This window comes from Streptomyces tritici (assembly GCF_048500665.1).
GTDB classification, from domain to species: Bacteria; Actinomycetota; Actinomycetes; order Streptomycetales; family Streptomycetaceae; genus Streptomyces; species Streptomyces tritici.
Window position 1 is genome coordinate 5,797,397 of record NZ_CP183183.1, and the last position, 24,206, is coordinate 5,821,602.

Sequence of the window (24,206 nt, forward strand, 5' to 3'; positions counted from 1 at the left end):
GCTACTTCCCCTGTTCCTTCAGCTCCGGGCGGCCGGGCTGCTCGCCGCCGCGCGCGTCGATGTACTCGGCCGTCGGGACCATGACCTTGCGGCGGAACACGCACACGAGCGTGCCGTCCTGCTTGTAGCCCTTGGTCTCCACGTAGACGATGCCGCGGTCGCTCTTCGACTTCGACGGCGTCTTGTCCAGGACGGTCGTCTCGCCGTAGATCGTGTCGCCGTGGAAGGTCGGCGCGACGTGGCGCAGCGACTCGATCTCCAGGTTGGCGATCGCCTTGCCGGAGACGTCCGGCACGGACATGCCGAGCAGCAGCGAGTAGATGTAGTTGCCGACGACGACGTTCTTCTTGAAGTCCGTCGTGTTCTCCGCGTAGTTCACATCCATGTGCAGCGGGTGGTGGTTCATCGTCAGCAGACAGAAGAGGTGGTCGTCGTACTCGGTGACCGTCTTCCCGGGCCAGTGCTTGTAGACGGCGCCGATCTCGAACTCTTCGTAGGTGCGGCCGAACTGCATGGGACTCAGGCCTCCGGGATCTCGAACTTGCTGGTGCGCTGCATGCCGGCGGCCCGGCCCTTGCCGGAGATGACCAGGGCCATCTTGCGGGAGGCCTCGTCGATCATCTCGTCGCCCAGCATCGCGGAGCCCTTCTTGCCGCCCGCCTCGGACGTGTAGTAGTCGTACGCGTCCAGGATCAGCTCGGCGTGGTCGAAGTCCTCCTGCGAGGGCGAGAAGATCTCGTTCGCCGCGGCGACCTGGTCCGGGTGCAGCACCCACTTGCCGTCGAAGCCCAGGGCGGCGGCGCGCTGCGCGACGGCCCGGTAGCCCTCCTGGTTGCGGATCTGCAGGTAGGGGCCGTCGATCGCCTGGAGGTTGTTGGCGCGGGCGGCCATCAGGATGCTCATCAGGATGTGGTGGTACGCGTCCGCCGGGTAGCCGGGCGGCTGCTCGCCGACGACCAGCGACTTCATGTTGATGGAGGCCATGAAGTCGGCCGGGCCGAAGATGATCGTCTCGACGCGCTGCGAGGCCTGGGCGATCGCGTTGACGTTGACGAGGCCCTGGGCGTTCTCGATCTGCGCCTCGATGCCGATCTTGCCGACCTCGAAGCCCATGGTCTTCTCGATCTGCGTCAGCAGCAGGTCGAGGGCGACGATCTGCTGGGCGTCCTGGACCTTCGGCAGCATGATGCAGTCGAGGTTCTGGCCGGCGCCCTCGACGACGGTGACGACGTCGCGGTACGTCCAGTGGGTCGTCCAGTCGTTGACGCGGACCACCCGGGTCTTGCCGGTCCAGTCGCCCTCGTTCAGGAACTTGACGATGGTGTGCCGGGCCTCCGGCTTGGCCAGCGGGGCGCAGGCGTCCTCCAGGTCCAGGAAGACCTGGTCGGCGGCGAGACCCTGGGCCTTCTCCAGGAAGCGCGGGTTGGAACCGGGGACCGCCAGGCAGGAACGGCGGGGGCGCAGCCGGTTCACGGGGGACGCGGGGCTGGTCATGCGGAGACCTCCAGGGGATCGAGCTTGTTCGCTTTCCGGATCTCGTCGACGATACGGCCGATGATCTCGGTGATGCCGAAGTCCTTGGGGGTGAAGACGGCGGCGACACCCGCGCGCTTCAGGTCCTCGGCGTCGCTGTTGGGGATGATCCCGCCGACGATGACGGGGATGTCGGAGGCGCCGGCGTCGCGCAGACGCGTCAGCACGTCCGGCACCAGTTCGGCGTGCGAACCGGAGAGGATCGACAGACCCACCGCGTGCACGTCCTCCTCGAGGGCCGCGTCCACGATCTGCTCGGGCGTGAGCCGGATGCCCTGGTAGACCACCTCGAACCCGGCGTCGCGGGCCCGGACGGCGATCTGCTCGGCGCCGTTGGAGTGCCCGTCCAGACCCGGCTTGCCGACCAGGAAGCGGAGCTTGCCGATGCCCAGGTCCTGCGCTGTCAGCTCGACCTTGCGGCGCACCTCGGCCAGCGGGGTGCCCTCCTCGGCCCGGACCGCGACGGGGGCGGAGGAGACGCCCGTGGGGGCACGGTACTCGCCGAAGACCTCGCGCAGCGCCCCGGCCCACTCGCCGGTCGTCACACCGGCGCGGGCGCACTCCAGGGTGGCCTCCATGAGGTTCCCGGTGCCCCGCGCGGCCTCCTTCAGCCGCTCCAGCGCCTTGCACGGGCGCGGGTGGTTGAACGGCGGCTGGTAGCGGGTGTCGCGCCAGTCCTTCAGCGCGGCGACCACCCGGGCCTCGACGGCCGGGTCGACCGTCATGATCGCGGTGTCGAGGTCCGCGGTGAGCGGGTTGGGCTCGGTGGTCTCGAAGATGTTGACCCCGACGATCTTCTCCTCGCCGGCCTCGATCCGGGCCCGCCGCTCGGCGTGCGAGGAGACCAGCTGGGACTTGAGGTAGCCGGACTCGACGGCGGCCATCGCGCCGCCCATCTCCTGGATCCGGTCGATCTCGGCCAGGCACTCGGTGACCAGGGCGTCCACCTTGGCCTCGATGACGTGCGAGCCGGCGAAGATGTCCTCGTACTCCAGCAGGTCCGACTCGTGGGCCAGCACCTGCTGGATGCGCAGCGACCACTGCTGGTCCCAGGGCCGGGGCAGGCCCAGCGCCTCGTTCCAGGCCGGCAGCTGCACGGCGCGGGCGCGGGCGTCCTTGGAGAGGGTGACGGCCAGCATCTCCAGGACGATGCGCTGGACGTTGTTCTCCGGCTGCGCCTCGGTCAGACCCAGCGAGTTGACCTGGACGCCGTAGCGGAACCGGCGCTGCTTGGCGTCCTGGATGCCGTACCGCTCCAGGGTGATCCGGTCCCAGATGCGGCCGAAGGCGCGCATCTTGCACATCTCCTCGATGAAGCGGACGCCCGCGTTCACGAAGAACGAGATGCGGGCGACCACCTCGCCGAAGCGCTCCTCGGGCACCTGGCCCGAGTCGCGCACCGCGTCGAGCACCGCGATCGCGGTGGACATCGCGTACGAGATCTCCTGGACCGGAGTGGCCCCCGCCTCCTGCAGGTGGTAGCTGCAGATGTTGATCGGGTTCCACTTCGGGATGTTGTTGACCGTGTACGCGATCATGTCCGTCGTGAGCCGGAGCGAGGGGCCGGGCGGGAAGACGTGCGTCCCGCGCGACAGGTACTCCTTCACGATGTCGTTCTGCGTGGTGCCCTGGAGCTTGGTGATGTCCGCACCCTGCTCCTCGGCGACGACCTGGTAGAGCGCCAGGAGCCACATGGCGGTGGCGTTGATGGTCATCGAGGTGTTCATCTGCTCCAGGGGGATGTCCTGGAACAGCCGGCGCATGTCACCGAGGTGCGAGACCGGGACCCCGACCCGGCCGACCTCGCCGCGGGCGAGGATGTGGTCGGGGTCGTAGCCGGTCTGCGTCGGCAGGTCGAAGGCGACCGAGAGACCGGTCTGGCCCTTCGCCAGGTTGCGCCGGTACAGCTCGTTGGACGCCTCGGCCGTGGAGTGGCCGGCGTACGTCCGCATGAGCCACGGCCGGTCCTTCTGACGCTCTGTCATGGCAGTGCTGTCGCCTTTCGGACGGGTCCGTCAGATGTTCCGGAAGCGGTTGATCGCGTCGATGTGCTTCGCGCGCAGCTCCTCGTTGCGCACGCCGAGGCCCTCCTCGGGGGCCAGCGCGAGGACGCCGACCTTGCCCTGGTGGAGGTTGCGGTGCACGTCGTACGCGGCCTGGCCGGTGTCCTCCAGGGAGTAGACCTTCGACAGCGTCGGGTGGATCTTGCCCTTGGCGATCAGGCGGTTGGCCTCCCACGCCTCGCGGTAGTTGGCGAAGTGCGAGCCGATGATGCGCTTGAGCGACATCCACAGGTAGCGGTTGTCGTACTGGTGCAGGTAGCCCGAGGTGGAGGCGCAGGTGGTGATGGTGCCGCCCTTGCGGGTGACGTAGACCGAGGCGCCGAAGGTCTCGCGGCCCGGGTGCTCGAAGACGATGTCGATGTCCTCGCCGCCGGTGAGCTCGCGGATGCGCTTGCCGAAGCGCTTCCACTCCTTCGGGTCCTGGGTGTTCTCGTCCTTCCAGAACTTGTAGCCCTCGGCGTTGCGGTCGATGACCGCCTCGGCGCCCATGGAGCGGCAGATCTCGGCCTTCTCCGGGGAGGAGACGACACAGATCGGGTTGGCGCCGCCGGCCAGCGCGAACTGGGTGGCGTACGAGCCGAGGCCGCCGGAGGCGCCCCAGATGAGGACGTTGTCGCCCTGCTTCATGCCGGCGCCGTTGCGGGAGACCAGCTGGCGGTAGGCGGTGGAGTTCACCAGGCCCGGCGCGGCGGCCTCCTCCCAGCTCAGGTGGTCCGGCTTCGGCATCAGCTGGTTGGACTTGACCAGGGCGATCTCGGCGAGGCCGCCGAAGTTGGTCTCGAAGCCCCAGATGCGCTGCTCGGGGTCGAGCATCGTGTCGTTGTGGCCGTCCGAGGACTCCAGCTCGACGGAGAGGCAGTGCGCGACGACCTCGTCGCCGGGCTTCCAGGCGTTGACGCCGGGGCCGGTGCGCAGCACGACGCCCGCGAGGTCGGAGCCGATGATGTGGTACGGCAGGTCGTGGCGCTTGGTCAGCTCGGAGAGGCGGCCGTAGCGCTCCAGGAAGCCGAAGGTGGAGACCGGCTCGAAGATCGAGGTCCAGACCGAGTTGTAGTTCACGGAGCTGGCCATGACGGCGACGAGGGCCTCGCCCGGACCGAGCTCGGGCAGCGGGACGTCGTCGAGGTGCAGGGACTTGCGCGGGTCCTTGTCGCGGCTGCTGAGCCCGGCGAACATCTCCTGCTCGTCCTTGTGCACGGTCACGGCACGGTACGACTCGGGCAGCTTGATGTTGGCGAAGTCCTCGGACGTGGAGTCCGGCGACTGGATCGCGTCCAGGATGTCCTTCACGGTGTGCCTCCGGCGATGCTGCTGTGCGAGGGGGACCGGTGAGGGAGATCCCCCTCGGATCGAGGGTGAGAGGGGTGGTGCTGTGGAGGTGTGCCGTCGGTTCGGCGGGTGGTGCGGTGGCTGCGCCGTGGTGGGGCGCAAAGGGTGCCTGTGACGCAGGCGTCCGGGCGCGCGAGATTGCTTGCGGGGACAGCCGGCGCACGAGGTGATCTCTGCGCGCCGGCCGCCCGGACAACATCAACGTATGGCACGGCGTGTCACCTGGCAAGGCACTGCGTGCCAACAATTTCACTCAGATGCAATCCGCCGGTCACACATGAGCGATGATCGATCAGAATGTGCCCTCACCTGCGAAAACGGCCGCCCCCGGAAGGGGCGGCCGTCGCGTGTGATCGATCGTCGGAAGGTCTCGACTCGGTGTCGGGCGTCCGGTCAGGCGTCCGCCGGCCTCTCGCCGAGCGCCTGCCGGATCGTCCGCATGACCTCGTCCAGCGGGGCGTCGGTACGCGCCACCGCCACCAGCACGCCGCCCTCCGCCGAGGCGGTGGCGGCGGGCTGCTCCGGCTGCTCCTGCGCCGCCGGGGCGGCCGTGGCGGGCCGCGCGCCTATGCCCGTGCCGAAGGTCTCCCGCACGATGGCGAACGCGTGGTCCAGCTGCGCCTCCACGTCGCCCTGGCCGCCCGCCCGGAGCCAGCGCCGCAGCACGTGGTTGTGCGCGGTGACGACGGCCGAGGCGGCCACCTCGGCCAGCAGCGGGTCGTCGTTGCCGTCGTGGTGGTCCCGCTCGTCGAAGTGGCCCAGCAGGTACCGGGTGAACAGCCGCTCGTAACGGGCCACCGAGGCGATCTCCCGCTCGCGCAGGGTCGGCACCTCGCGGGTCAGCCGGTACCGCTCCACGGAGACCGCCGGGGACCCCGCGTACATCTTCATGACTTCCTTGATGCCCCGGCAGACCGTGTCCAGCGGGTGCTCGTGCGGCGGGGCGGCGTTCAGCACCGCCTCCGCGCGCACCAGGGTGTCGTCGTGATCGGGGAAGATCGCCTCTTCCTTGGACCGGAAGTGGCGGAAGAACGTCCGCCGGGCGACCCCGGCCGCGGCCGCGATCTCGTCGACCGTGGTCGCCTCGTAGCCCTTGGTCGCGAAGAGCTCCATGGCCGCGGCCGCGAGCTCCCGGCGCATCTTGAGCCGCTGGGCGGCGGCACGGCTGCCCGCGGCGCTCTCCGGAGCGTCGGGCTGAGTGGTGGCACGGGGTGTCTTGGCGGCCTTGGACATGTCCTGAACGTACTGCATCGGTGCAGGAGAGTGCGCCTGCGGGGGCGGACCGCCGGTGGGCTCCAGGAGTCCGCCCCACCCCGCGTACGGGTCAGCGGCGGGCATATTCGCGGAAGCCGCGTCCCGTCTTGCGGCCCAGGCAGCCGGCGGCCACCAGGTGCTCCAGGAGCGGGGCCGGGGCCAGGCCCGGCTCGCGGAACTCGCGGTGCAGGACCTGCTCGATCGCCAGCGAGACGTCCAGGCCGACCACGTCGAGCAGCTCGAACGGACCCATCGGGTAGCCGCCGCCCAGCTTCATCGCGGCGTCGATGTCGTCCAGCGAGGCGTAGTGCTCCTCGACCATCTTGACCGCGTTGTTCAGGTACGGGAAGAGCAGCGCGTTCACGATGAAGCCGGCCCGGTCGCCGCAGTCCACCGGGTGCTTGCGGATCTTCGCGGTGACCTCGCGGACGGTGGCGTGGACGTCGTCGGCGGTGAGCACCGTGCGGACGATCTCGACCAGCTTCATCGCCGGGGCCGGGTTGAAGAAGTGCATGCCGATGACGTCCTGCGGGCGCGAGGTGGCGCGGGCGCAGGCGACGACGGGCAGCGAGGAGGTCGTGGTGGCGAGCACGGCGCCCGGCTTGCAGACCTTGTCCAGGGTGCCGAACAGCTGCTGCTTGACCGCCAGGTCCTCGGCGACCGCCTCGACCGCCAGGTCGACGTCGGCGAAGGCGTCCAGGGTGCCGGCCGGGGTGATCCGGGCCAGCGTCTCGTCGCGGGCCTCGGCCGTCATCCGGCCCTTGTCCACGGAGCGGGCCAGCGACTTGGCGATCCGGGCCTTGGCGGTCTCGGCCTTCTCGTCCGAGCGGGCGGCCAGGACGACGTCGTAGCCGGCCTTGGCGAAGACCTCGGCGATGCCGGAGGCCATGGTGCCCGAGCCGGCGACGCCGACGGAGCGGACCTCGCGCCCGGCGCCGGCCGTCGCGGCCTCCGGCGGGGTCAGCCCGTCGCGGACCTTGGCGGCGGAGCCGGGAGCCTCGTACGTGTAGAAGCCGCGGCCGGCCTTGCGGCCCGTCAGGCCCGCCTCGCTGAGCTGCTTCAGGATCGGGGCGGGGGCGTGCAGCCGGTCTCCCGAAGTGCTGTACATGGCCTCCAGGACCGTACGGGCCGTGTCGATGCCGACCAGGTCGAGCAGCTCCAGCGGGCCCATGGGCAGGCCGCAGCCGAGCTTCATCGCGGCGTCGATGTCCTCGCGGGAGGCGTACTTGGCCTCGTACATGGCCGCGGCCTGGTTCAGGTACCCGAACAGCAGCCCGTCGGCGACGAAGCCGGGGCGGTCGCCGACCGCGACGGGCTCCTTGCCCAGGTCCAGCGCCAGCGAGGTGACGGCCTCGACGGCCTGCGGCGCGGTGAGCACCGAGGAGACGACCTCGACCAGCTTCATCGCCTGGACCGGGGTGAAGAAGTGCAGGCCGAGGACCCGCTCCGGGCGCTGCGACTCGGCGGCGAGCCGGGTCACGGACAGGGCGTTGGTGCCGGTGGCGATGATCGTGTCGGGGCGGACGATCGCGTCGAGCGCCCGGAACACCTCCTGCTTGGCCTCGTACGACTCCGGCACGACCTCGATGACGAGGTCCGCCTCGGCGGCGGCCTGGAGGTCGGTGAAGGTGCGGAAGCGGGCCAGGACGTTCCGGCGCTCCTCCTCCGTGATCCGCTCGCGGCTCACGGCACGGGCGGTGGAGGCCTCCAGGGCGGCGGTGGCGCGGGAGGCGGCGGCTTCGCTGACGTCGATGCCGATGACCTCACGGCCGGCCCGGGCGAGCACGTCGGCGATGCCGGTGCCCATCGTGCCGAGGCCGACGACGGCGATGGTGGAGAGAGGGGTGTCCATCAGGGGACTCCAGGAGGTGAAGAGTGACGACTGAGGGCGGCGAGAGCAGGAGCGCGCGGGCGCTCGGGAACACGCGGGGGGCGCGGTCGCGGAAGAGCCGCGAGAAGCGCGGGGAACGCGTGGGAAAAAGAGCGACGGACCCTGTCCCGGAGTCACGCCGAAAACTGCCGAACCGACAAACTCGAACCCACAACGGCTGCGTCACCAGGCCGTGGTGGGAGGTGCGGGGGGTGCCCCGCTCACTTGAGATTAACTGCCGGGTAACGAGCGCGCCAGCCCTGGCGAGTGCGGGAAAATGTGATCTGGATCGCGGATACGCTGAACGCCATGGATATCGCTCGGGATCCGGAATTCCTATCGATGATCGATCGATTGCGGGAAGAGATCCACGACGAGCCGGAAGCCGTTCGCGCGGATTTCGAAGAACTCGTCGCGGCCCGGGACGAAAGGGAGTTCGCGCGCGTCCTGACCGCACCCGGACAGCCGCTCTGGGCCCGCGAACTCGCCTCGTTCCGCCTCGGACTCGCCGGTGACGCCCGGGCCTTCGAGGCCCTGGTGCTGCTGCTCAACCACCGCGACCCCGAGCGCTGCGTCACCGCCGCCTACGCCCTGACCCGGCTCGGCGACCCGCGCACCGCACGGGCCGCCGCCGCCCTCGCCACCAACGAACTCCGCGTCGCCTACGCCCTGTTGCCGGTCCGCCTGCTCGCCGAACTGCGCGCCCCCGAGTCCGTGCCGGCCCTCATCACCGTCCTGGAGCGGCGGCTGAGGGCCGACGACCCGCACTGGCGGGTGGGCGTCGCCTGCGCCGAGGGCCTGGGCGCGCTGGGGGACCGGCGTGCCCGGCCCGTCCTGGAGGCGGCCGTCCCGCACCCCCGGCTCGGCCCGGCCGCGCGCACGGCGCTGGGGCGCATCGGGGACTGAGCGGCCGGCCCCGGGCGCTCAGCGCCGGTGGCCGAGCAGTCCGTGCAGCGCCGCGCCGCCGGTCGCCGGCTCGGGGGCGGGCGCCGTGCGGGACGTCGCCGACGTCTTCTTCGCCGGCTCCGGGGCGGGCAGCGCCGCGCACGACGCGTCCGCCGCGCCGGTCCCGCCCGCCGCCGCCCGCGGCACCGTGCCCGACTCCAGATAGCGCACCAGGTGCGCGTCGAGGCAGGCGTTCCCGCCCAGGGTCACCGCGTGGTTCCCGCCGCCCTCCTCGACGACCAGCCGGGAGCCGGCCACCGCGCGGTGCAGCCTCACACCGCCCTCGTACGGGGTGGCCGCGTCGTCCGTCGCCTGGAACAGCAGCATCGGCGGGACCTTGCCGTTCGTCACGTCCACGGGCGTGCGCGGCTCCACCGGCCAGAACGCGCAGGGCGCGTTGTACCAGGCGTTGTTCCAGGTGGAGAAGGGCGCCTTCCCGTGCGCCACCCAGTTGTCGGCGCGCCACACCCGCCAGTCGCGCGGCCAGGCCGTGTCCCGGCACTGGACGCTGGTGTAGACCGAGTAGCCGTTGTCGCTGGAAACGTCCGGGGCGCCGAGGTCCTCGTACGCGGCGACCAGCGGCGCGGTGTCCTTCTCCGTCGCGTACGCGGCGAACGCCTCGGCCAGCTGCGGCCAGTAGCCGTTGTAGTAGCCGCCCGGCAGGAAGGTGTCCTCCAGCTCGCCCGGGCCGACCTTGTCCCCGGCGGGCGCGGAGCGCAGCTCGTCGCGCATTCGGTACCAGGCGGCCTCCACGGCCGCCGGGTCCTTGCCGAGGCCGTAGACCGCGTCGTGCTCGGCGACCCAGGCCAGGAACGCCTTGTGCCGGGCGTCGAACGCGAAGTCCTGCGCCAGGTTGTTCGCGTACCAGACGCCCTTCGGGTCGACCATGGAGTCCAGGACGAAGCGGCGCACCCGCTCCGGGTGAAGCTTGGCGTAGACCGCGCCCAGGTAGGTGCCGTACGAGTAGCCGAAGTAGTTCAGCCGCTCAGCCCCGAGGGCCCGGCGGATCGCGTCGAGGTCGTGCGCGGCGCTCACCGTGTCCATGTGGCGCAGCAGGTCCCCGTGCCGGGTGCCGCAGGCCTCCGCGAAGGCGCGGGCCCGCGCCAGGCCGGCGCGCTCGGTCGCGGCGTCGCGGGGCACGGAGTCGTGGCGCACCGGCGCGAAGTGGCCGGGCCGGCAGTTCAGCGCGGGCTCGCTGCGGCCGACGCCGCGCGGGTCGAAGCCCACCACGTCGTACTGCGCGGCCAGCTTCGGCGGCAGCGAGGCGGCCACGAAGCCGGCCATGGCCAGGCCGCTGCCGCCCGGCCCGCCGGGATTGACCAGCAGCGGGCCCTGGGAGGTCTTCGCCGTGTGCGGGACGCGGGACAGCGCGAGCGAGATCGTCCGGCTCTTCGGGTCGTCGTGGTCCAGCGGCACCTTCAGCGTGGCGCACTGCAGCCGCGGGTAGCGCGGGGAGCCGCAACTCTTCCAGATGAGCGGGGCGGCGGGGCGGGTCGTCGGTCCGGCCGCGGGCCGCCCGTCCGGGCCGTTCGCCGGGGTGGTCGTGGGGGACTGTGGTGCCGGGCTCGCGGACGCGGGCAGGGCGGCGACCGTCCCGGCCAGCAGCGCCCCCGCGGCGAACAGCACTCCTGCGCGTGGGTTCATACGGCCTGAACTGCCCCGGCGGCCGAACGGAAGGACCCCTTCCGGCGAGAGTTGACCCAATCAGAGGAGGGTGATCACAACAGCGTGAGCTGTGTCGGGCCCGCGAGCGCCGGCGCGTCCGGCCGGGGTATGCGCCGGGCCGCGCCCCGATGCGCCGGTCCGATCCCGAACTCGGCCGCCAGCTCGTGCACCTGACGCGTGATCCGGCGCTGGTACCAGGTCGGGGCGTAGGCGCCGTCCGCGTACATCCGCTCGTACCGCCCCACCAGCTCGGGGTGGTGCTCGCGCAGCCAGGTCATGTACCACTCGCGCGCCCCGGGCCGCAGGTGCAGCACGAGCGGGGTGACCGAGGTGGCGCCCGCCTCCGCGATCGCCCGGACCGTCGCGCGCAGCTGCTCGGGGCGGTCGCCGAGGAAGGGGATCACCGGGGCCATGAGCACCGAGCAGCCGAGGCCGTGCTCGGCCAGGGTGCGCACCACGTCGAGCCGGCGCTGCGGCGAGGGGGTGCCGGGCTCGACGGTGCGCCACAGCTCCTGGTCGGTGAAGCCGACGGAGACGGAGACGCCGACCTCCGTCACCTCGGCGGCCTGCAGCAGCAGGTCCAGGTCGCGCAGGATCAGGGTGCCCTTGGTGAGGATGGAGAACGGGTTGGCGCGGTCGCGCAGCGCCGCGATGATCCCGGGCATCAGCCGGTAGCGGCCCTCGGCGCGCTGGTAGCAGTCCACGTTGGTGCCCATGGCGATGTGCGCGCCCTGCCAGCGGCGGGAGGCGAGCTGGCGGCGCAGCAGCTCCGGCGCGTTGACCTTCACCACGATCTGGCTGTCGAAACCGAGGCCGGTGTCGAGGTCCAGATAGCTGTGGGTCTTGCGGGCGAAGCAGTACACGCAGGCGTGCGTGCAGCCCCGGTACGGATTGACCGTCCATTCGAACGGCATCCGGGAGGCGCCCGGCACCCGGTTCAGGATCGACCGGGCGTGCACCTCGTGGAAGGTGATCCCCCGGAACTCGGGGGTGTCGAACGTCCGCGTCCGTACCGCGTCCGTGCCGAACAGGGCGGGGTCGGCGGTCGCGGCGGGCTCGTCGCCCAGATGGTCCCAGCGCATGGACGCCTCCTCGGTAGCACTGCGTCGCACTGTCTTGAGAATAGAACACATGTTCCCTTGATCGCCGCAACCCCGATTTCGCGCGGCGCGGCCCAGGTGATGGGATGGCCTCCTGTCCCGAGCAACAGGAAGCTGGAGGAATCGGAATGGCGCAGGTCGAGGCCACGACGGAACGGATCATCGCGGCGGACGCGGAGACGGTGTTCGACGCTCTGGCCGACTACCAGAACGTCCGCGCGAAGCTGCTCCCCGAGCACTTCAGCGAGTACGAGGTGCGCGAGGGCGGCGACGGCGAGGGCACCCTCGTCCACTGGAAGCTCCAGGCCACCAGCAAGCGCGTCCGCGACTGCCTCCTCGACGTCACCGAGCCCACCGACGGGCAGCTGATCGAGAAGGACCGCAACTCCTCCATGGTCACCACCTGGACCGTCACCCCGGCCGGCGAGGGGAAGTCCAAGGCCGTCGTCACCACGGTCTGGAACGGCGCCGGCGGCATCGGCGGCTTCTTCGAGCGCACCTTCGCGCCCAAGGGCCTCGCCCGGATCTACGACGCCGTGCTCGAAAAGCTCGCGGCCGAGGTCGAGAAGTAACCCTGCCGAGGTCGAGAGGCGGCCCTGCCGAGGCCGAGAGGCAACCCTCGCGCGACCCCCGCGCGTCACGGTGCGGCGCTCACCGGTTCGGGTGGTTTTCCCGCCCGGCCGGGGAGCGCCCCCGGCGCGCTCCCGCATGAGCCGGGGCGCGGGAAAGCCGCTGATGAGCGCGTCAACTGCCCCCTCGCGCCCCGCTGTTCGGCCGGCCGCCGCCCCGGATCTCCCATACCGTCCGGCTTGCTCCCGCTTCGCGCCCGATGCGAAGAATGACGTCCGCGGACGCAGCCGCGACGGCTGAGGCGACGAGGGGAGCGGCAGGTGGGCGGCATCACGCTGGTGAAGGGGGCGGCCCGGACCGGCCGGCCGGAACCGGACTCCCCGGCCCAGGACCCGCCCGTCGCGGACGCCGCCGCGCACGCACTCGGCCCCCGCCGGGTCCGGCTGGTCTTCATCGGCCTCATGCTCGCGCTGCTGCTCGCCGCGCTGGAGCAGATGATCGTCGCCACCGCCCTGCCGAAGATCGTCGGCGAGCTCCAGGGCCTGGACCGGATGTCCTGGGCGATCACCGCCTATCTCCTGACCGCCACCATCGGTCTGCCGGTCTACGGGAAGCTCGGCGACCTCTTCGGCCGCAAGGGCGTCTTCCAGTTCGCCATCGTCGTCTTCGTGATCGGCTCCGCACTCGCCGGCTGGTCCCGCACCATGGACCAGCTGATCGCCTTCCGGGCCGTCCAGGGCGCCGGCGCCGGCGGGCTCATGATCGGCGTCCAGGCGATCATCGCGGACATCGTGCCCGCGCGGGAACGCGGCCGGTTCATGGGACTCATCGGCGCCGCCTTCGGGCTGGCCTCGGTGGCCGGACCGCTGCTCGGCGGCTTCTTCACCGACCACGCCTCCTGGCGCTGGTGCTTCTGGTTCAACGTCCCCTTCGGACTGATCACCCTCCTCGTCGTCGCGCTCGTGCTGAAGCTGCCCCGGCCCCGGGAGCGCGGCCGGCTCGACGTGCTCGGCGCGCTGCTGCTCGCCGCCGCCTCCACCTGCCTGGTCCTGCTGACCGGTTGGGGCGGCACGGAGTACGCCTGGAGCTCCCGGGTCGTCCTCGGACTCGCGGCCGGCGCGGTCGGAACGACCGTGCTGCTGCTGGTCGTCGAGCACCACGCGCCCGAACCGATCCTGCCGCTGCGGCTGTTCCGCGACTCCGTCTTCGGTCTCACCAGCCTGATCGGCGCGGTCGTCGGCGTGGCGCTGTTCGGCGCGGCGAGCTATCTGCCCACCTTCCTGCAGATGGTCGAGGGCGCCAGCGCCACCGAGTCGGGGCTGCTGATGCTGCCGCTGATGGGCGGCATCGTCGTCGCGTCCGTGATCTCCGGCCAGCTCATCAGCCGTACCGGCCACTACAAGATCTACCCGGTCCTCGGCGGCGCCGTCTCCGTCGTCGGCATGTGGCTGCTGTCCCGGATGGACGCCGACACCCCGCCGCTGGACCACAGCGTCTGGCAGGCCGTGCTGGGCGTCGGCATCGGACTGGTCATGCCGGTCCTCATCCTCGCCGTGCAGAACTCCGCGCCGCCGGCCGACCTCGGCGCGGCGACGAGCGCGCACAACTACTTCCGGCAGATCGGCGGCAGCGTCGGCGCGGCCGTCTTCGGCACCCTGTTCGCCCACCGGCTCGACAGCGCGCTCACCGACCGGCTCGCGGACGGCGTCGCCGCAGGACTCCCGGCCGGAGTGCGGCTGCCCGAGGCGGAGTCGATCACCCCGCAGACCGTGCACGCGCTGCCGCCCGTGCTGCGCGACGCGTACGTCCACGCGTACGCGGAGGCCATGCCGCGGATCTTCCTCTACCTCGTGCCGGTCCTCGTGCTCGGCCTGCTCCTCGCCTTCTTCCTCAAGGAGAAACCGCTGGTGTCCCACCACACCCCCGAAGCCACGACCGTCCCGCGCGCGAGGAGCGCGGCCGCCCCGAGCCACGCAGGGCTGCCCGTCTGCGGCGCCGTCCAGCACCCGGACGGCTCGTCCGTGCCGCGCGCCGCGCTCACCCTGATCGACGCCCAGGGCCGTCAGATCGGCCGGGGCGCCAGCGCGGACGACGGACGGTACGCGCTGAGCGTCCCCGGCCCCGGCCCGTACGTCCTGATCGCCGCCGCCGGCGGCCACCAGCCGCAGGCGGTGTCCGTCACCGTCGGCGACCGGCCCGTCGAACTGGACGTCGTCCTCGGCGGGGCCGGCTGGCTGGCCGGCACGGTCCTGACGGCGGACGGCACGCCGGTACGGGACGCGGCGGTGACGCTCACCGACGTACGCGGCGACGTCGTCGCCTCGACCCGCACCGGCAAGGAGGGCGGCTATGTGATGACGGAGCTGGTGGCGGGGGAGTACACCCTGGCCGCGAGCGCCCCCGCGTTCCGCCCGGCCGCCCTGCCGGTCACCGTCCAGGCATCGCGGGAGACCCGCCAGGACATCGAACTGGCCGGCGGCGCGGTCCTGCGCGGCACCGTCCGCGCGGGCGGCGGCCGCCCCGTGGAGGAGGCGCGCGTGACGCTGCTGGACGCGGCGGGCAACGTCGTCGACACCCTGACCACCGGCCCGGACGGCACCTTCCGCTTCGTGGACCTGTCCTCCGGCGAGTACACGGTCATCGCCGCGGGCTACCCCCCGGTCGCCACGGTCCTGCACCTCGCCGGCGGCGGCAGGACGGAACGCGACCTGCAGCTCGGCCACGAGGACCGAAGGCCGCGGTGAACCGCGCTAGGGTCGCGGCGTGTGCCACTACGCGACGACCCAGTACAAGCTGCACTACGCCTGCGTGACGTGCCGCGTCGCCTTCAAGCGCCACCCCCCGGAGGCCGGCGCCCACCACCCCTGCCCCATCTGCTCGCGCCCCCTGCTCTGCGCCGGCCACGACTTCGCCGCCCCGCCCCGCCGCGACACCCGCGCCTGGTCCGTCGTGGCCGCGCTCCTCGCCGAGGGCCTGCGCTACGAGGGCCGCGGCACCTGCGGCTGCACCCGAACCCCGCGCCCCCGCCCCCGCACCCGCGCCCAGCTCCGCAGTGACCGGGTCGCGGCGGAGCGCGCCGACGTGACCCTGGCGCGGCTGCTCGAAGGGTGACAAGGGCGGCCTGATCCACAAGGATGCTGCTCTACGGGCCTCGCGCGGAACGGAGTGGGATGAAGATCCTGATCAGTGCCGACATGGAGGGTGCCACCGGGGTGACCTGGCCGGCCGATGTGCTGCCGGGGACGCCGCAGTGGGAGCGGTGCCGGGGCATGTTCACCTCGGACGTCGACGCGGCGGCGGTGGGGTTCTTCGAGGGCGGCGCCGACCAGGTGCTCGTCAACGAGGCGCACTGGACCATGCGGAACCTGCTCCTGGAGCGGCTCGACGAGCGGGTCGAGATGCTGACCGGCCGGCACAAGGCGCTGTCCATGGTGGAGGGCGTGCAGCACGGGGACGTGGACGGGATCGCGTTCGTCGGATACCACACCGGGGCCGGCGCGGAAGGGGTGCTGGCGCACACGTACCTCGCCAATTCGATCACCGGCGTGTGGCTCGACGGGGTCCGCGCCAGCGAGGGCCTGCTCAACGCGCATGTCGTCGCCGAGTACGGCGTGCCCGTCGTGCTCGTCACCGGCGACGACCTGACCTGCGAGGACGCGCTCGGCTACGCGCCGGAGGCGCACAAGGTCGCGGTGAAGGACCATGTGTCGCGGTACGCCGCCGTCTGCCGCACCCCCGCCCGCACCGCCGCCGACATCCGCGCCGCCGCCAAGGCCGCCGCGGGCCTGGCCGTGCGCCACGAACCGGTGAGCCGCGGGCCGCACACCGTGGAGCTCGAGTTCGACGCCGAGCACCTGGCGGCCGCGGCGACGGTGGTCCCCGGTGTGGCACGTTCCGGGGAACGCCGCGTCGCGTACACCAGTGCGACGATGTACGAGGGCATTCGCACGTTCAAGGCGGTCACCACGATCGTCTCCGCAGCCGTGGAGGAGCAGTATGGCTGACCAGGACCATCAGGGCGTCGACGCGGCGGCGCTCGACGAGGTCGTGACCTTCACCTCCGAACTCATCCGCATCGACACCACCAACCGCGGAGGCGGCGACTGCCGCGAGCGGCCCGCCGCCGAGTACATGGCCGAGCGCCTCACCGACGCCGGGCTCGACCCGGTCCTCCTCGAGCGCACCGCCGGCCGCAGCAACGTCGTCGCCCGCATCCCCGGCACCGACCCCACCGCGCCCGCGCTGCTCGTCCACGGCCACCTCGACGTCGTGCCCGCCGAAGCCTCCGACTGGACCGTGCACCCCTTCTCCGGCGAGGTCCGCGACGGCGTCGTCTGGGGCCGCGGCGCCGTCGACATGAAGAACATGGACGCGATGGTGCTCTCCGTCGTGCGCTCCTGGGCCCGCCAGGGCGTGCGGCCCCGGCGCGACATCGTCCTCGCCTACACCGCCGACGAGGAGGACAGCGCCGCCGACGGCTCCGGCTTCCTCGCCCACCGCCACCCGGAGCTGTTCGAGGGCTGCACCGAGGGCATCAGCGAGTCCGGGGCCTTCTCCTTCCACCCCGAGCCCGGCATGACCCTCTACCCCATCGGGGCCGGCGAGCGCGGCACCGCCTGGATGGAGCTGACCGCCCACGGCCGCGCGGGCCATGGTTCGAAGATCAACGACGAGAACGCGGTCACCCGCCTCGCCCAGGCCCTCGCCCGCATCGGCGCGTACCGCTGGCCGGTCCGCCTCACCCCCACCACCCGCGCCTGCCTCACCGAACTCGCCGCCCTGTACGAGATCGACCTCGACCTGGACGGCGACGACTTCGACCCCGCGCCGGTGCTCGAGAAACTGGGCCGCGCCGCCGCCCTCGTCGCCCCCATCCTCCGCAACAGCGCCAACCCCACGATGCTCGAAGCCGGTTACAAGGTGAACGTCATCCCCGGCACCGCCACCGCCTACGTCGACGGCCGAACCCTGCCCGGCGGCGAGGAGGAGTTCGCCGCCACCATGGACGAACTCACCGGCCCCCACGTCGACTGGCGGTTCTACCACCACGAACCCGCCCTGCAGGCCCCGATCGACGTGCCGACGTACGCCAAACTCCGCGCCGCCCTGGAGCACTTCGACCCGACCGGACGCGTCATCCCGTTCAGCATGGCCGGCGGCACCGACGCAAAGCAGTTCTCCCGGCTGGGCATCACCGGCTACGGTTTCTCCCCTCTGAAGCTGCCCGTCGACCTCGACTACGGGGCGATGTTCCACGGGGTCGACGAGCGGGTTCCGGTCGAGGCGCTGCACTTCGGCGTCCGCGTGCTCGACCGGTACATGCGTTCCGCGTAGGAAGGGCAGCATCGGGGCGACGCACCGACGCACCAGGGGAGTTGCGATGGTACCCACGGCGGCCTACGGCACTTGGCCGTCCCCGATCGACGCCCGCCTCGCCGCCGCGCACGACGGGCGGCCCGAGTACCTGGACGAGGTCGGCGACGAATTGTGGTGGACGGCGCCCCGGCCCGCCGAGGGCGGCCGCCGCGCCCTCGTGCGGCGGCGGGCGGACGGCACGGAGGAGTCGGTGCTGCCGCCGCCGTGGAACGTGCGCAGCCGGGTCGTCGAGTACGGCGGCCGGCCCTGGGCCGGCACCGCCCGCCCGGCCGGCGGCCCGCTGATCGTCTTCAGCCACTTCCCCGACCAGCGGCTGTACGCCCACGAGCCGGACGGCGACGCACCGCCCCGCCCGCTCACCCCCGTCTCGGCCGTCGGCGCCGGCCGGCGCTGGGCCGACCCGGTGATCCACCTCGGCCGGGGCGAAGTCTGGTGCGTCCTGGAGGAGTACACCGGTGAGGGCCCCGGAGACGTGCGCCGGGTGCCGGTCGCCGTCCCCCTGGACGGCTCCGCCGCCGCCGACCGCGACGCCGTCCGCGAACTCGCCGCCGAGCGGCACCGGTTCGTCACCGGTCCCCGGCTCTCCCCGGACGGCCGGCGCGCCGCGTGGATCGGCTGGGACCATCCCCGGATGCCCTGGGACGGCACGGAGGTGATCCTCGCCGACGTCGGCGAGGACGGCGTCCTGCACGGCGCGCGTCCCGTCGCCGGCGGACCGGAGGAGTCGATCCCGCAGGTCGAATGGACCCCGGACGGACGCCTGTTGTTCGTCGGCGACCGCACCGGCTGGTGGAACCTCCACCGCCTCGACCCCGAGCGCCCGGACGAGCCGCCGACGGCGCTCTGCCGCCGCGAGGAGGAGTTCGGCGGTCCGCTGTGGCGCGTGGGCCTGCGCTGGTTCCGCCCGTTGGACAACGGGCTGATCGCCGCCGTCCACGGCAGGGGCGCCACCGCGCTCGGCATCCTGGACCCCGAGTCCGGCGAACTCGTGGACGCCGCCGGGCCCTGGACCGAATGGGACTCCACGCTCGCCGTGCACGGCACCCGCGTCGTCGGCGTCGCGGCCAGCCCCCGCAGCGCGTACGAACTCGTGGAACTGGACACCTGCACCGGCCGCAGCCGCGTGGTCGGCGAGGCGCACGACGACCCCGTCGACCCGGCGTACTACCCCGAGCCGCAGATCCGTACGTTCACCGGGCCCGACAACCGCGAGATCCACGCCCACGTCTACCCGCCGCACAGCCCCGACCGGGTCGCCCCCGGCGACGAACTGCCGCCCTATGTGATCTGGGCGCACGGCGGCCCCACGGGACGCGCGCCGCTCGTCCTGGACCTGGCCGTCGCGTACTTCACCTCCCGCGGCATCGGCGTCGCCGAGGTCGACTACGGCGGCTCCACCGGCTACGGCCGGGAGTACCGCAACCGGCTGCGCGAGCAGTGGGGCGTCGTCGACGTCGAGGACTGCGCGGCCGTCGCGGAGGCCCTGGCCGCCGAGGGCACCGCCGACCCGGCGCGGCTCGCGATCCGGGGCGGCAGCGCGGGCGGCTGGACGACGGCGGCCTCGCTGGCCGCCACGGACGTGTACGCCTGCGGAACGATCATCTACCCCGTCATCGACCTGGAGGGCTGGGCCTCCGGCGGCACCCACGACTTCGAGTCCCGCTACCTGGACTCGCTGATCGGCCCGTACGACGAGGTGCCCGCGCGCTACCGCGAGCGCTCGCCCGGCTCGGCCGTGGAGCGGATCCGGGCGCCGTTCGTCCTGCTGCAGGGCCTCGACGACGTGATCTGCCCGCCCGGGCAGAGCGAGCGCTTCCTCGCCCGGATCGCCTGCCGGGGCGTCCCGCACGCGTACCTCGCCTTCCCCGGCGAGGGGCACGGCTTCCGCCGCGAGGACACGATGGTGCGCGCCCTGGAGGCCGAACTCTCCCTGTACGCCCAGGTCTTCGGCGTGGAGCGCCCCGACGTGCCCCGACTGGAACTGAAGCCGTGACCCCGGGTGGTGCGCACCCGGAGCCTGTGACCCCGGCCCTGGTGAACCCGGCCCCGGCGGCCTCGACCCCGGCCCCGGCGGCCTCGGCGCGCGTCCTCGCCCCGCTGGCCCGTGCGCGGCGGTTGCGTTCCGGCGACCGGGTCGCCGTCGTCGCGCCCGCCGGGCCGGTCCCCGAGGAGCGGCTCGCGCGTGGGCTCGCGATCCTGCGCGGCTGGGGCCTCGAACCGGTCGTCGCCCCGCACGTCCTGGACGCCCACCCGCGGGTCGACTACCTGGCGGGCACGGACGAGGGCCGCGCCCGGGACCTCCAGGAGGCGTGGTGCGACCCGGCGATCGCGGGCGTGATCTGCGCGCGGGGCGGCTTCGGCGCGCAGCGCATGGCCGACCTGCTCGACTGGACGGCGATCCGCGCGGCGGGCCCGAAGGCGTTCGTCGGGTACAGCGACATCACCGCGCTGCACGAGGCGTTCGCCCTGCGGGCCGGTTTCGCCACCCTGTACGGGCCCATGGTCGCGGCGGGGACCTTCCTGGACGACGCGCCCACCCAGGAGCACCTGCGGGCCACGCTCCTGGAGCCCGAGTCCGTGCGGACGGTGGCCGCGCTCGGCACCGCCCGCGCCCTCGTCCCCGGCCGCGCCCGCGGCGTCACCTTCGGCGGCTGTGCCTGCCTGCTCTCCGCCGGGCTCGGCACCCGGGACGCCCGCCCGTCCGGCCGCGGCGGCCTGCTGCTCCTGGAGGAGGTGGGGGAGGAGCCGTACCGCCTCGACCGGATCCTCACCCAACTCCTGCGCGCCGGAGCCCTGGAGGGCGTCACCGGCATCCTCCTCGGCTCGTGGGAGGACAGCGGCCCGTACGAGGAGCTGCACGCCCTCTTCGTGGACCGCCTCGCCGGGCTCGGCGTGCCGGTGGTCGAGGAGTACGGCTTCGGCCACTGCCCCACGACCCTCACCGTTCCGCTGGGCGCCGCCGCGGTCCTCGACGCCGACGCGGGCACCCTGACCCTCGACGAGCCCGCGCTCGTCTGACCCGCCGCCGGCCGGCCCTCCGCCCGACGGCCCGGCGCGCTCCTTCACCGAATCTCCGTCAACTCCCGCTGTCCGACGCGTTGACGGTGCTCTGACACGTGTCACACCATGGGCCCGCCCGCTACCTACCAGTCGGTACGGCGGCCGGTGACCCGTCCGTGTCCTCAGTGTGGAGGAGCCCGTGCCCCGAACCCGCAACGCCCTCACGCTCGTCGCCGCAGCCGCCCTCGCCGCCCCGCTCGTCCTCGCGCCCCCCGCCGCCGCGGCGGACGGCGCGCCCCCCACGGTGACACCGCTGACCTTCACCGTCCGCGCCGGCGACCGGACCTGCACCGTCGACGCCGACCTGTACCGGCCCGCCGGCGTCGACGCCGCGCACCCGGCGCCCGCCGTCCTCACCACCAACGGCTTCGGCGGCAGCAAGGCCGATGGCTCCACCGCCGCCACCGGCCGCGCCTTCGCCGCCCGCGGCTACGTCGCCCTGGTCTACTCCGGCCTAGGCTTCGGCAAGTCCGGCTGCCTGATCTCCCTCGACGACCCGCGCATCGACGGCCACGCGGCCACCCGGCTCCTCGACTTCCTCGGCGGCACCCGCGCCGCCGACGACGGCACACGCGTCGACTACGTGCTCCGCGACGGCGCGGGCGACCCGCGGGCCGGCATGATCGGCGGCTCGTACGGCGGCGCCATCCAGCTCGCCACCGCCTCCGTCGACCCCCGGCTCGACGCCCTCGTCCCGCTGATCACCTGGCACGACCTCGCCTACTCGCTCGCCCCCAACAGCGCCGACCGCGACACCCCCGGCGTCTTCAAGTGGCAGTGGGCCAACGGCTTCTACCTGATCGGCGAGGGACAGCCGCTGCTCGTCCCCTCGCTCGACCCGTCCCGGATCAACTCCCTGGACTGCCTGCACTTCGTCGGCGAAGCCTGCCGCACCGTCCGCCTGCTCAACTCCGGCCGCTATCCCGAGGCCGACACCCGGGCGATGCTCGACTTCGCGCGCAGCGTCTCGCCCGTCTCGTACCTCGACCGCGTCACCGCCCCCACCCTCGTCGTCCAGGGCCAGTCCGACAGCCTGTTCAACCTCAACGAGGCCCGGGACACCTACCGGCAGCTGCGCGGCCAGGGCGTACCGGCCAAGCTGATCTGGCAGTCCTGGGGTCACAGCGGCGGACTCACCGACCCGGCCGCCGGCGAACTCGACCTCGGCCAGGGCAACCTGGAGACGAGCTACGTCGGACAGCGCATCCTCGCCTGGTTCGACCGCTACCTGAAGAAGCAGCGGAACACCGACACCGGGCCCGCCTTCGCCTACTACAGGGACTGGCGCAGCGGCTACGGCACCGCCGCCTCCCTCCCCGCCCTCAGCCAGAAGCTGTACCTCTCCGGCGACGGCAAGCTCGTCGACAACCGCGCCAAGGTCGCCAGGGGCGCGCGCACGTACGCCAACTGGCTGGTCCCCACGAGCCATTCGGAGTCCTCGCTCGCCGGCACCATCGGGCTGCTCGACCCGAAGCCGTACGACCTGCCCGGCACGTACCTCGGCTGGACGAGCGCCCCGCTCACCGCCCCCGCCGACCTGGTGGGCGCGCCCAGGGCCACGCTCCGGGTGAACTCCCCGGCGGCCGAGCGCGTCCAGCGCTCCGGCGACGCCGCCGACAAGCTGGTGCTCTTCGCCAAGGTCTACGACGTGGCACCCGACGGCACGAAGACGCTCGTCAACCGGCTGGTCGCGCCGGTGCGCGTCCCGGACGTCACCCGGCCGTTCACCGTCGAACTCCCCGGCATCGTGCACCGCTACGAGACCGGCCACCGGCTGCAGTTCGTGATCGCCGCCAGTGACAGCGCCTACTTCGGCAACCGTGGCGTCAAGCCCGTCACCGTCACCAGCGCCCCCGAGGACACCGGGACGCTGGAACTGCCCCTGGTCGGCGGCAGCATCGGCTAGCCGGTGCGGGAGGCCCGGAAGTGCGGGGCGCTTCCGGGCGTTGACCCCAGGCATGAAGATCGGTGAAGCCGCCCGGGTCAGCGGTGTGAGTGCGAGGTCGTTGCGGCACTACGAGGACGAGGGATTGATCGTCCCGGGCCGCTGCGACAACGGGTTCCGCGACTACTGCCGGTCCACGATCGACCGGGTGCTCGTCATCCGCTCGCTCCTGGAGTCCGGCCTGCCCGTGCGGTTGATCAGGGACCTCCTGCCCCGGATCGCCGACGGATCCGGTACGGGCGACGACGCGGTGCCCGCGCGGTTCCTCCAGGAGGTGCAGGAGTACCGCGACCGGCTCGCCGCCCGCATCGCCGCGCTCGGCGAGCAGCAGGCGGCGCTCGACGCCTATCTGCGGCAGGCCCGCGGCGGCGAACGCTGACCGCCGCTTGACCTTGACACAAGTGTCAGGTTCCTACGGTCGGTCCATGAAGACCGACGAGCAGCGGGACACCGCCGAGCAGACCGTACGCGCACTGGTCCAGCAGTCCCTTCGCGGGCCGGAGGACCTGACCCTCACCACCGATCGGCCCCGCCCCGCCCCGGGGCCCGGCGAGTACCTGATCCGCGTGGGCGCCGCAGGGGTCAACTTCGCCGACGTCATGCAGACGCGCGGCACCTACGGAGGAGGCCCCGAGGCGCCCTACGTGGCGGGCTTCGAGGCCGCCGGCGAGATCGTGGGCGTCGGCCCGGACGTCGAGCGGCCGCTGCCGCCCGGCACCCACGTCGTGGGCATCGGCCCCGGCGCGTTCGCGCAGTACATGACGATGCCGGCCGCGGGCGTCCTGCCGGTGCCGACCGGCTGGAGCGACGCCGAAGCCCTCGGCCTGGTGCTGAACCGGGCCACCGCCCTGGCGGCGCTCAAGCCGCTGGGCGAGATCCGGGCGGGGGAGACGGTGCTGGTCCACGCCGCGGCCGGCGGGGTGGGGCAGGCCGCCGTGCGCCTGGCCCGCCACTACGGCGCGCGCGTCATCGCCACGGCGTCGCCGGCGAAGCACGACGTCGTGAAGGCGCTCGGCGCCGACGAGGTCCTGGACGGCCGGCGCCCCGACCTGGCGGCCGAGATCACCCGCCTGACCGGCGGGGTCGACCTCGTCCTGGAATCGGTGGGGCGGGCCACCTTCGAGGCGAGCCTGTCGGTGGCCAAGCCCTTCACCGGACGCGTCGTCGTGTTCGGCGCCGCGTCGGGCGACGCCACGGTCACCACGCACGACCTGGTCTTCACCCACCGGGTCCAGCTCAAGGGCCTGCACATCGGCGCGCTCCCGGCCGCGGCCCCGGCCCTCTACCGGGAACTGCTCACCGAGCTCGACGCGCTCATCGCCCAGGGCGTCTTCGCACCCGGCACCCCCGAGGTCCACCCCCTGGCCGAGGGCCCGTCGGTGCTGCGCCGGCTCGAAGCGGGAGGCACCACGGGCAAGCTGGCCCTGGATCCCTGGGGCTAGGGGGTGCCCGGGCATGAATCCGGCCGCAGTGGGCAGCGGCGGGCTTGGCGAGCC

At 72.7% G+C, this 24,206-nt stretch carries 19 protein-coding genes; 11 read left to right on the top strand and 8 right to left on the bottom strand.

All coding sequences use genetic code 11. The features are described from left to right. Window position 1 precedes the first annotated feature (1 nt). The 6 genes from ACNJ93_RS26565 to ACNJ93_RS26590 form a co-directional block, all read right to left on the bottom strand. Complete coding sequence (locus ACNJ93_RS26565; protein ID WP_128981445.1) at window positions 2-514, bottom strand: MaoC family dehydratase; 513 nt, start codon at window positions 512-514, stop codon at window positions 2-4. A 5-nt stretch (window positions 515-519) separates the two neighbouring features. Next, window positions 520-1,494, bottom strand: coding sequence for an HpcH/HpaI aldolase/citrate lyase family protein (locus ACNJ93_RS26570; RefSeq protein ID WP_418959972.1), 975 nt, complete (start codon window positions 1,492-1,494; stop codon window positions 520-522). Further along, entirely contained in the window at window positions 1,491-3,518 is a 2,028-nt protein-coding gene (locus tag ACNJ93_RS26575; protein WP_418959973.1) for a protein meaA, read from the bottom strand. Before ACNJ93_RS26575 ends, ACNJ93_RS26570 begins: the two co-directional genes overlap by 4 nt. A 30-nt stretch (window positions 3,519-3,548) precedes the next feature. Next, window positions 3,549-4,886: a crotonyl-CoA carboxylase/reductase gene (gene ccrA, locus ACNJ93_RS26580; RefSeq protein WP_418959974.1), complete on the bottom strand. Its 1,338-nt coding sequence runs from the start codon at window positions 4,884-4,886 to the stop codon at window positions 3,549-3,551. A 432-nt stretch (window positions 4,887-5,318) separates the two neighbouring features. Beyond that, window positions 5,319-6,158, bottom strand: a complete 840-nt coding sequence (locus tag ACNJ93_RS26585; protein WP_418961532.1) for a TetR family transcriptional regulator — start codon at window positions 6,156-6,158, stop codon at window positions 5,319-5,321. A gap of 91 nt (window positions 6,159-6,249) precedes the next feature. Beyond that, window positions 6,250-8,031, bottom strand: a complete 1,782-nt coding sequence (locus ACNJ93_RS26590) for a 3-hydroxyacyl-CoA dehydrogenase family protein (RefSeq protein ID WP_418959975.1) — start codon at window positions 8,029-8,031, stop codon at window positions 6,250-6,252. Window positions 8,032-8,358: 327 nt separating this feature from the next. On the opposite strand from ACNJ93_RS26590, the gene ACNJ93_RS26595 reads away from it, so the two are divergent. Continuing rightward, window positions 8,359-8,955 carry a HEAT repeat domain-containing protein gene (locus ACNJ93_RS26595; RefSeq protein ID WP_418961533.1) on the top strand — a complete coding sequence of 199 codons (597 nt, stop codon included), beginning with the start codon at window positions 8,359-8,361 and terminating at the stop codon, window positions 8,953-8,955. An 18-nt stretch (window positions 8,956-8,973) separates the two neighbouring features. Here the strand turns inward: ACNJ93_RS26595 and ACNJ93_RS26600 are convergent, their stop codons facing one another. Both ACNJ93_RS26600 and ACNJ93_RS26605 read right to left on the bottom strand, forming a co-directional pair. Then, a complete protein-coding gene (locus ACNJ93_RS26600) occupies window positions 8,974-10,638 on the bottom strand; it encodes an alpha/beta hydrolase (protein ID WP_418959976.1) in 1,665 nt (554 codons plus the stop codon). Window positions 10,639-10,712: 74 nt separating this feature from the next. After that, window positions 10,713-11,741, bottom strand: coding sequence for an Rv2578c family radical SAM protein (locus ACNJ93_RS26605; protein WP_418961534.1), 1,029 nt, complete (start codon window positions 11,739-11,741; stop codon window positions 10,713-10,715). A 146-nt stretch (window positions 11,742-11,887) separates the two neighbouring features. Between ACNJ93_RS26605 and ACNJ93_RS26610 the strand changes: the two genes are divergently transcribed. The 10 genes from ACNJ93_RS26610 to ACNJ93_RS26655 all read left to right on the top strand — a co-directional run bounded on the left by ACNJ93_RS26610 (window position 11,888) and on the right by ACNJ93_RS26655 (window position 24,152). Further along, window positions 11,888-12,331 carry an SRPBCC family protein gene (locus ACNJ93_RS26610; protein WP_418959977.1) on the top strand — a complete coding sequence of 148 codons (444 nt, stop codon included), beginning with the start codon at window positions 11,888-11,890 and terminating at the stop codon, window positions 12,329-12,331. A gap of 318 nt (window positions 12,332-12,649) precedes the next feature. After that, the gene (locus ACNJ93_RS26615) at window positions 12,650-15,073 is read left to right on the top strand and encodes an MFS transporter (protein ID WP_418959978.1); all 2,424 of its coding nucleotides are present in this window, start codon (window positions 12,650-12,652) and stop codon (window positions 15,071-15,073) included. A gap of 19 nt (window positions 15,074-15,092) precedes the next feature. Further along, window positions 15,093-15,440 (top strand): hypothetical protein, encoded by a 348-nt coding sequence (locus ACNJ93_RS26620; RefSeq protein ID WP_418959979.1) that lies wholly within the window; start codon window positions 15,093-15,095, stop codon window positions 15,438-15,440. A 59-nt stretch (window positions 15,441-15,499) separates the two neighbouring features. Continuing rightward, a complete protein-coding gene (locus tag ACNJ93_RS26625) occupies window positions 15,500-16,333 on the top strand; it encodes a M55 family metallopeptidase (protein WP_418959980.1) in 834 nt (277 codons plus the stop codon). Continuing rightward, entirely contained in the window at window positions 16,326-17,663 is a 1,338-nt protein-coding gene (locus ACNJ93_RS26630; protein WP_418959981.1) for a M20/M25/M40 family metallo-hydrolase, read from the top strand. The genes ACNJ93_RS26625 and ACNJ93_RS26630 overlap by 8 nt, the downstream gene beginning before the upstream one ends. A 46-nt stretch (window positions 17,664-17,709) precedes the next feature. After that, window positions 17,710-19,698, top strand: a complete 1,989-nt coding sequence (locus ACNJ93_RS26635; RefSeq protein ID WP_418959982.1) for a prolyl oligopeptidase family serine peptidase — start codon at window positions 17,710-17,712, stop codon at window positions 19,696-19,698. Between the two features lie 104 nt (window positions 19,699-19,802). Next, a complete protein-coding gene (locus tag ACNJ93_RS26640) occupies window positions 19,803-20,723 on the top strand; it encodes a S66 peptidase family protein (protein WP_418961535.1) in 921 nt (306 codons plus the stop codon). Window positions 20,724-20,904: 181 nt separating this feature from the next. Beyond that, window positions 20,905-22,671, top strand: a complete 1,767-nt coding sequence (locus tag ACNJ93_RS26645) for a CocE/NonD family hydrolase (RefSeq protein WP_418959983.1) — start codon at window positions 20,905-20,907, stop codon at window positions 22,669-22,671. Window positions 22,672-22,723: 52 nt separating this feature from the next. Continuing rightward, window positions 22,724-23,089: a MerR family transcriptional regulator gene (locus tag ACNJ93_RS26650; RefSeq protein WP_418959984.1), complete on the top strand. Its 366-nt coding sequence runs from the start codon at window positions 22,724-22,726 to the stop codon at window positions 23,087-23,089. Window positions 23,090-23,135: 46 nt separating this feature from the next. Beyond that, entirely contained in the window at window positions 23,136-24,152 is a 1,017-nt protein-coding gene (locus ACNJ93_RS26655; RefSeq protein ID WP_418959985.1) for an NADPH:quinone oxidoreductase family protein, read from the top strand. Window positions 24,153-24,206: the final 54 nt, after the last annotated feature.

What these genes read in the sequence shown, in the direction of transcription:
- ACNJ93_RS26655 (WP_418959985.1), top strand. Translation starts at nt 23,136, where the DNA reads ATGAAGACCGACGAGCAGCGGGACACCGCCGAGCAGACCGTACGCGCA.
- ACNJ93_RS26570 (WP_418959972.1), bottom strand. Translation starts at nt 1,494, where the DNA reads ATGACCAGCCCCGCGTCCCCCGTGAACCGGCTGCGCCCCCGCCGTTCC.
- ACNJ93_RS26650 (WP_418959984.1), top strand. Translation starts at nt 22,724, where the DNA reads ATGAAGATCGGTGAAGCCGCCCGGGTCAGCGGTGTGAGTGCGAGGTCG.
- ACNJ93_RS26565 (WP_128981445.1), bottom strand. Translation starts at nt 514, where the DNA reads ATGCAGTTCGGCCGCACCTACGAAGAGTTCGAGATCGGCGCCGTCTAC.
- ACNJ93_RS26630 (WP_418959981.1), top strand. Translation starts at nt 16,326, where the DNA reads ATGGCTGACCAGGACCATCAGGGCGTCGACGCGGCGGCGCTCGACGAG.
- ACNJ93_RS26605 (WP_418961534.1), bottom strand. Translation starts at nt 11,741, where the DNA reads ATGCGCTGGGACCATCTGGGCGACGAGCCCGCCGCGACCGCCGACCCC.
- ACNJ93_RS26600 (WP_418959976.1), bottom strand. Translation starts at nt 10,638, where the DNA reads ATGAACCCACGCGCAGGAGTGCTGTTCGCCGCGGGGGCGCTGCTGGCC.
- ACNJ93_RS26595 (WP_418961533.1), top strand. Translation starts at nt 8,359, where the DNA reads ATGGATATCGCTCGGGATCCGGAATTCCTATCGATGATCGATCGATTG.
- ACNJ93_RS26585 (WP_418961532.1), bottom strand. Translation starts at nt 6,158, where the DNA reads ATGTCCAAGGCCGCCAAGACACCCCGTGCCACCACTCAGCCCGACGCT.
- ACNJ93_RS26625 (WP_418959980.1), top strand. Translation starts at nt 15,500, where the DNA reads ATGAAGATCCTGATCAGTGCCGACATGGAGGGTGCCACCGGGGTGACC.
- ACNJ93_RS26610 (WP_418959977.1), top strand. Translation starts at nt 11,888, where the DNA reads ATGGCGCAGGTCGAGGCCACGACGGAACGGATCATCGCGGCGGACGCG.
- ACNJ93_RS26635 (WP_418959982.1), top strand. Translation starts at nt 17,710, where the DNA reads ATGGTACCCACGGCGGCCTACGGCACTTGGCCGTCCCCGATCGACGCC.
- ACNJ93_RS26590 (WP_418959975.1), bottom strand. Translation starts at nt 8,031, where the DNA reads ATGGACACCCCTCTCTCCACCATCGCCGTCGTCGGCCTCGGCACGATG.
- ACNJ93_RS26575 (WP_418959973.1), bottom strand. Translation starts at nt 3,518, where the DNA reads ATGACAGAGCGTCAGAAGGACCGGCCGTGGCTCATGCGGACGTACGCC.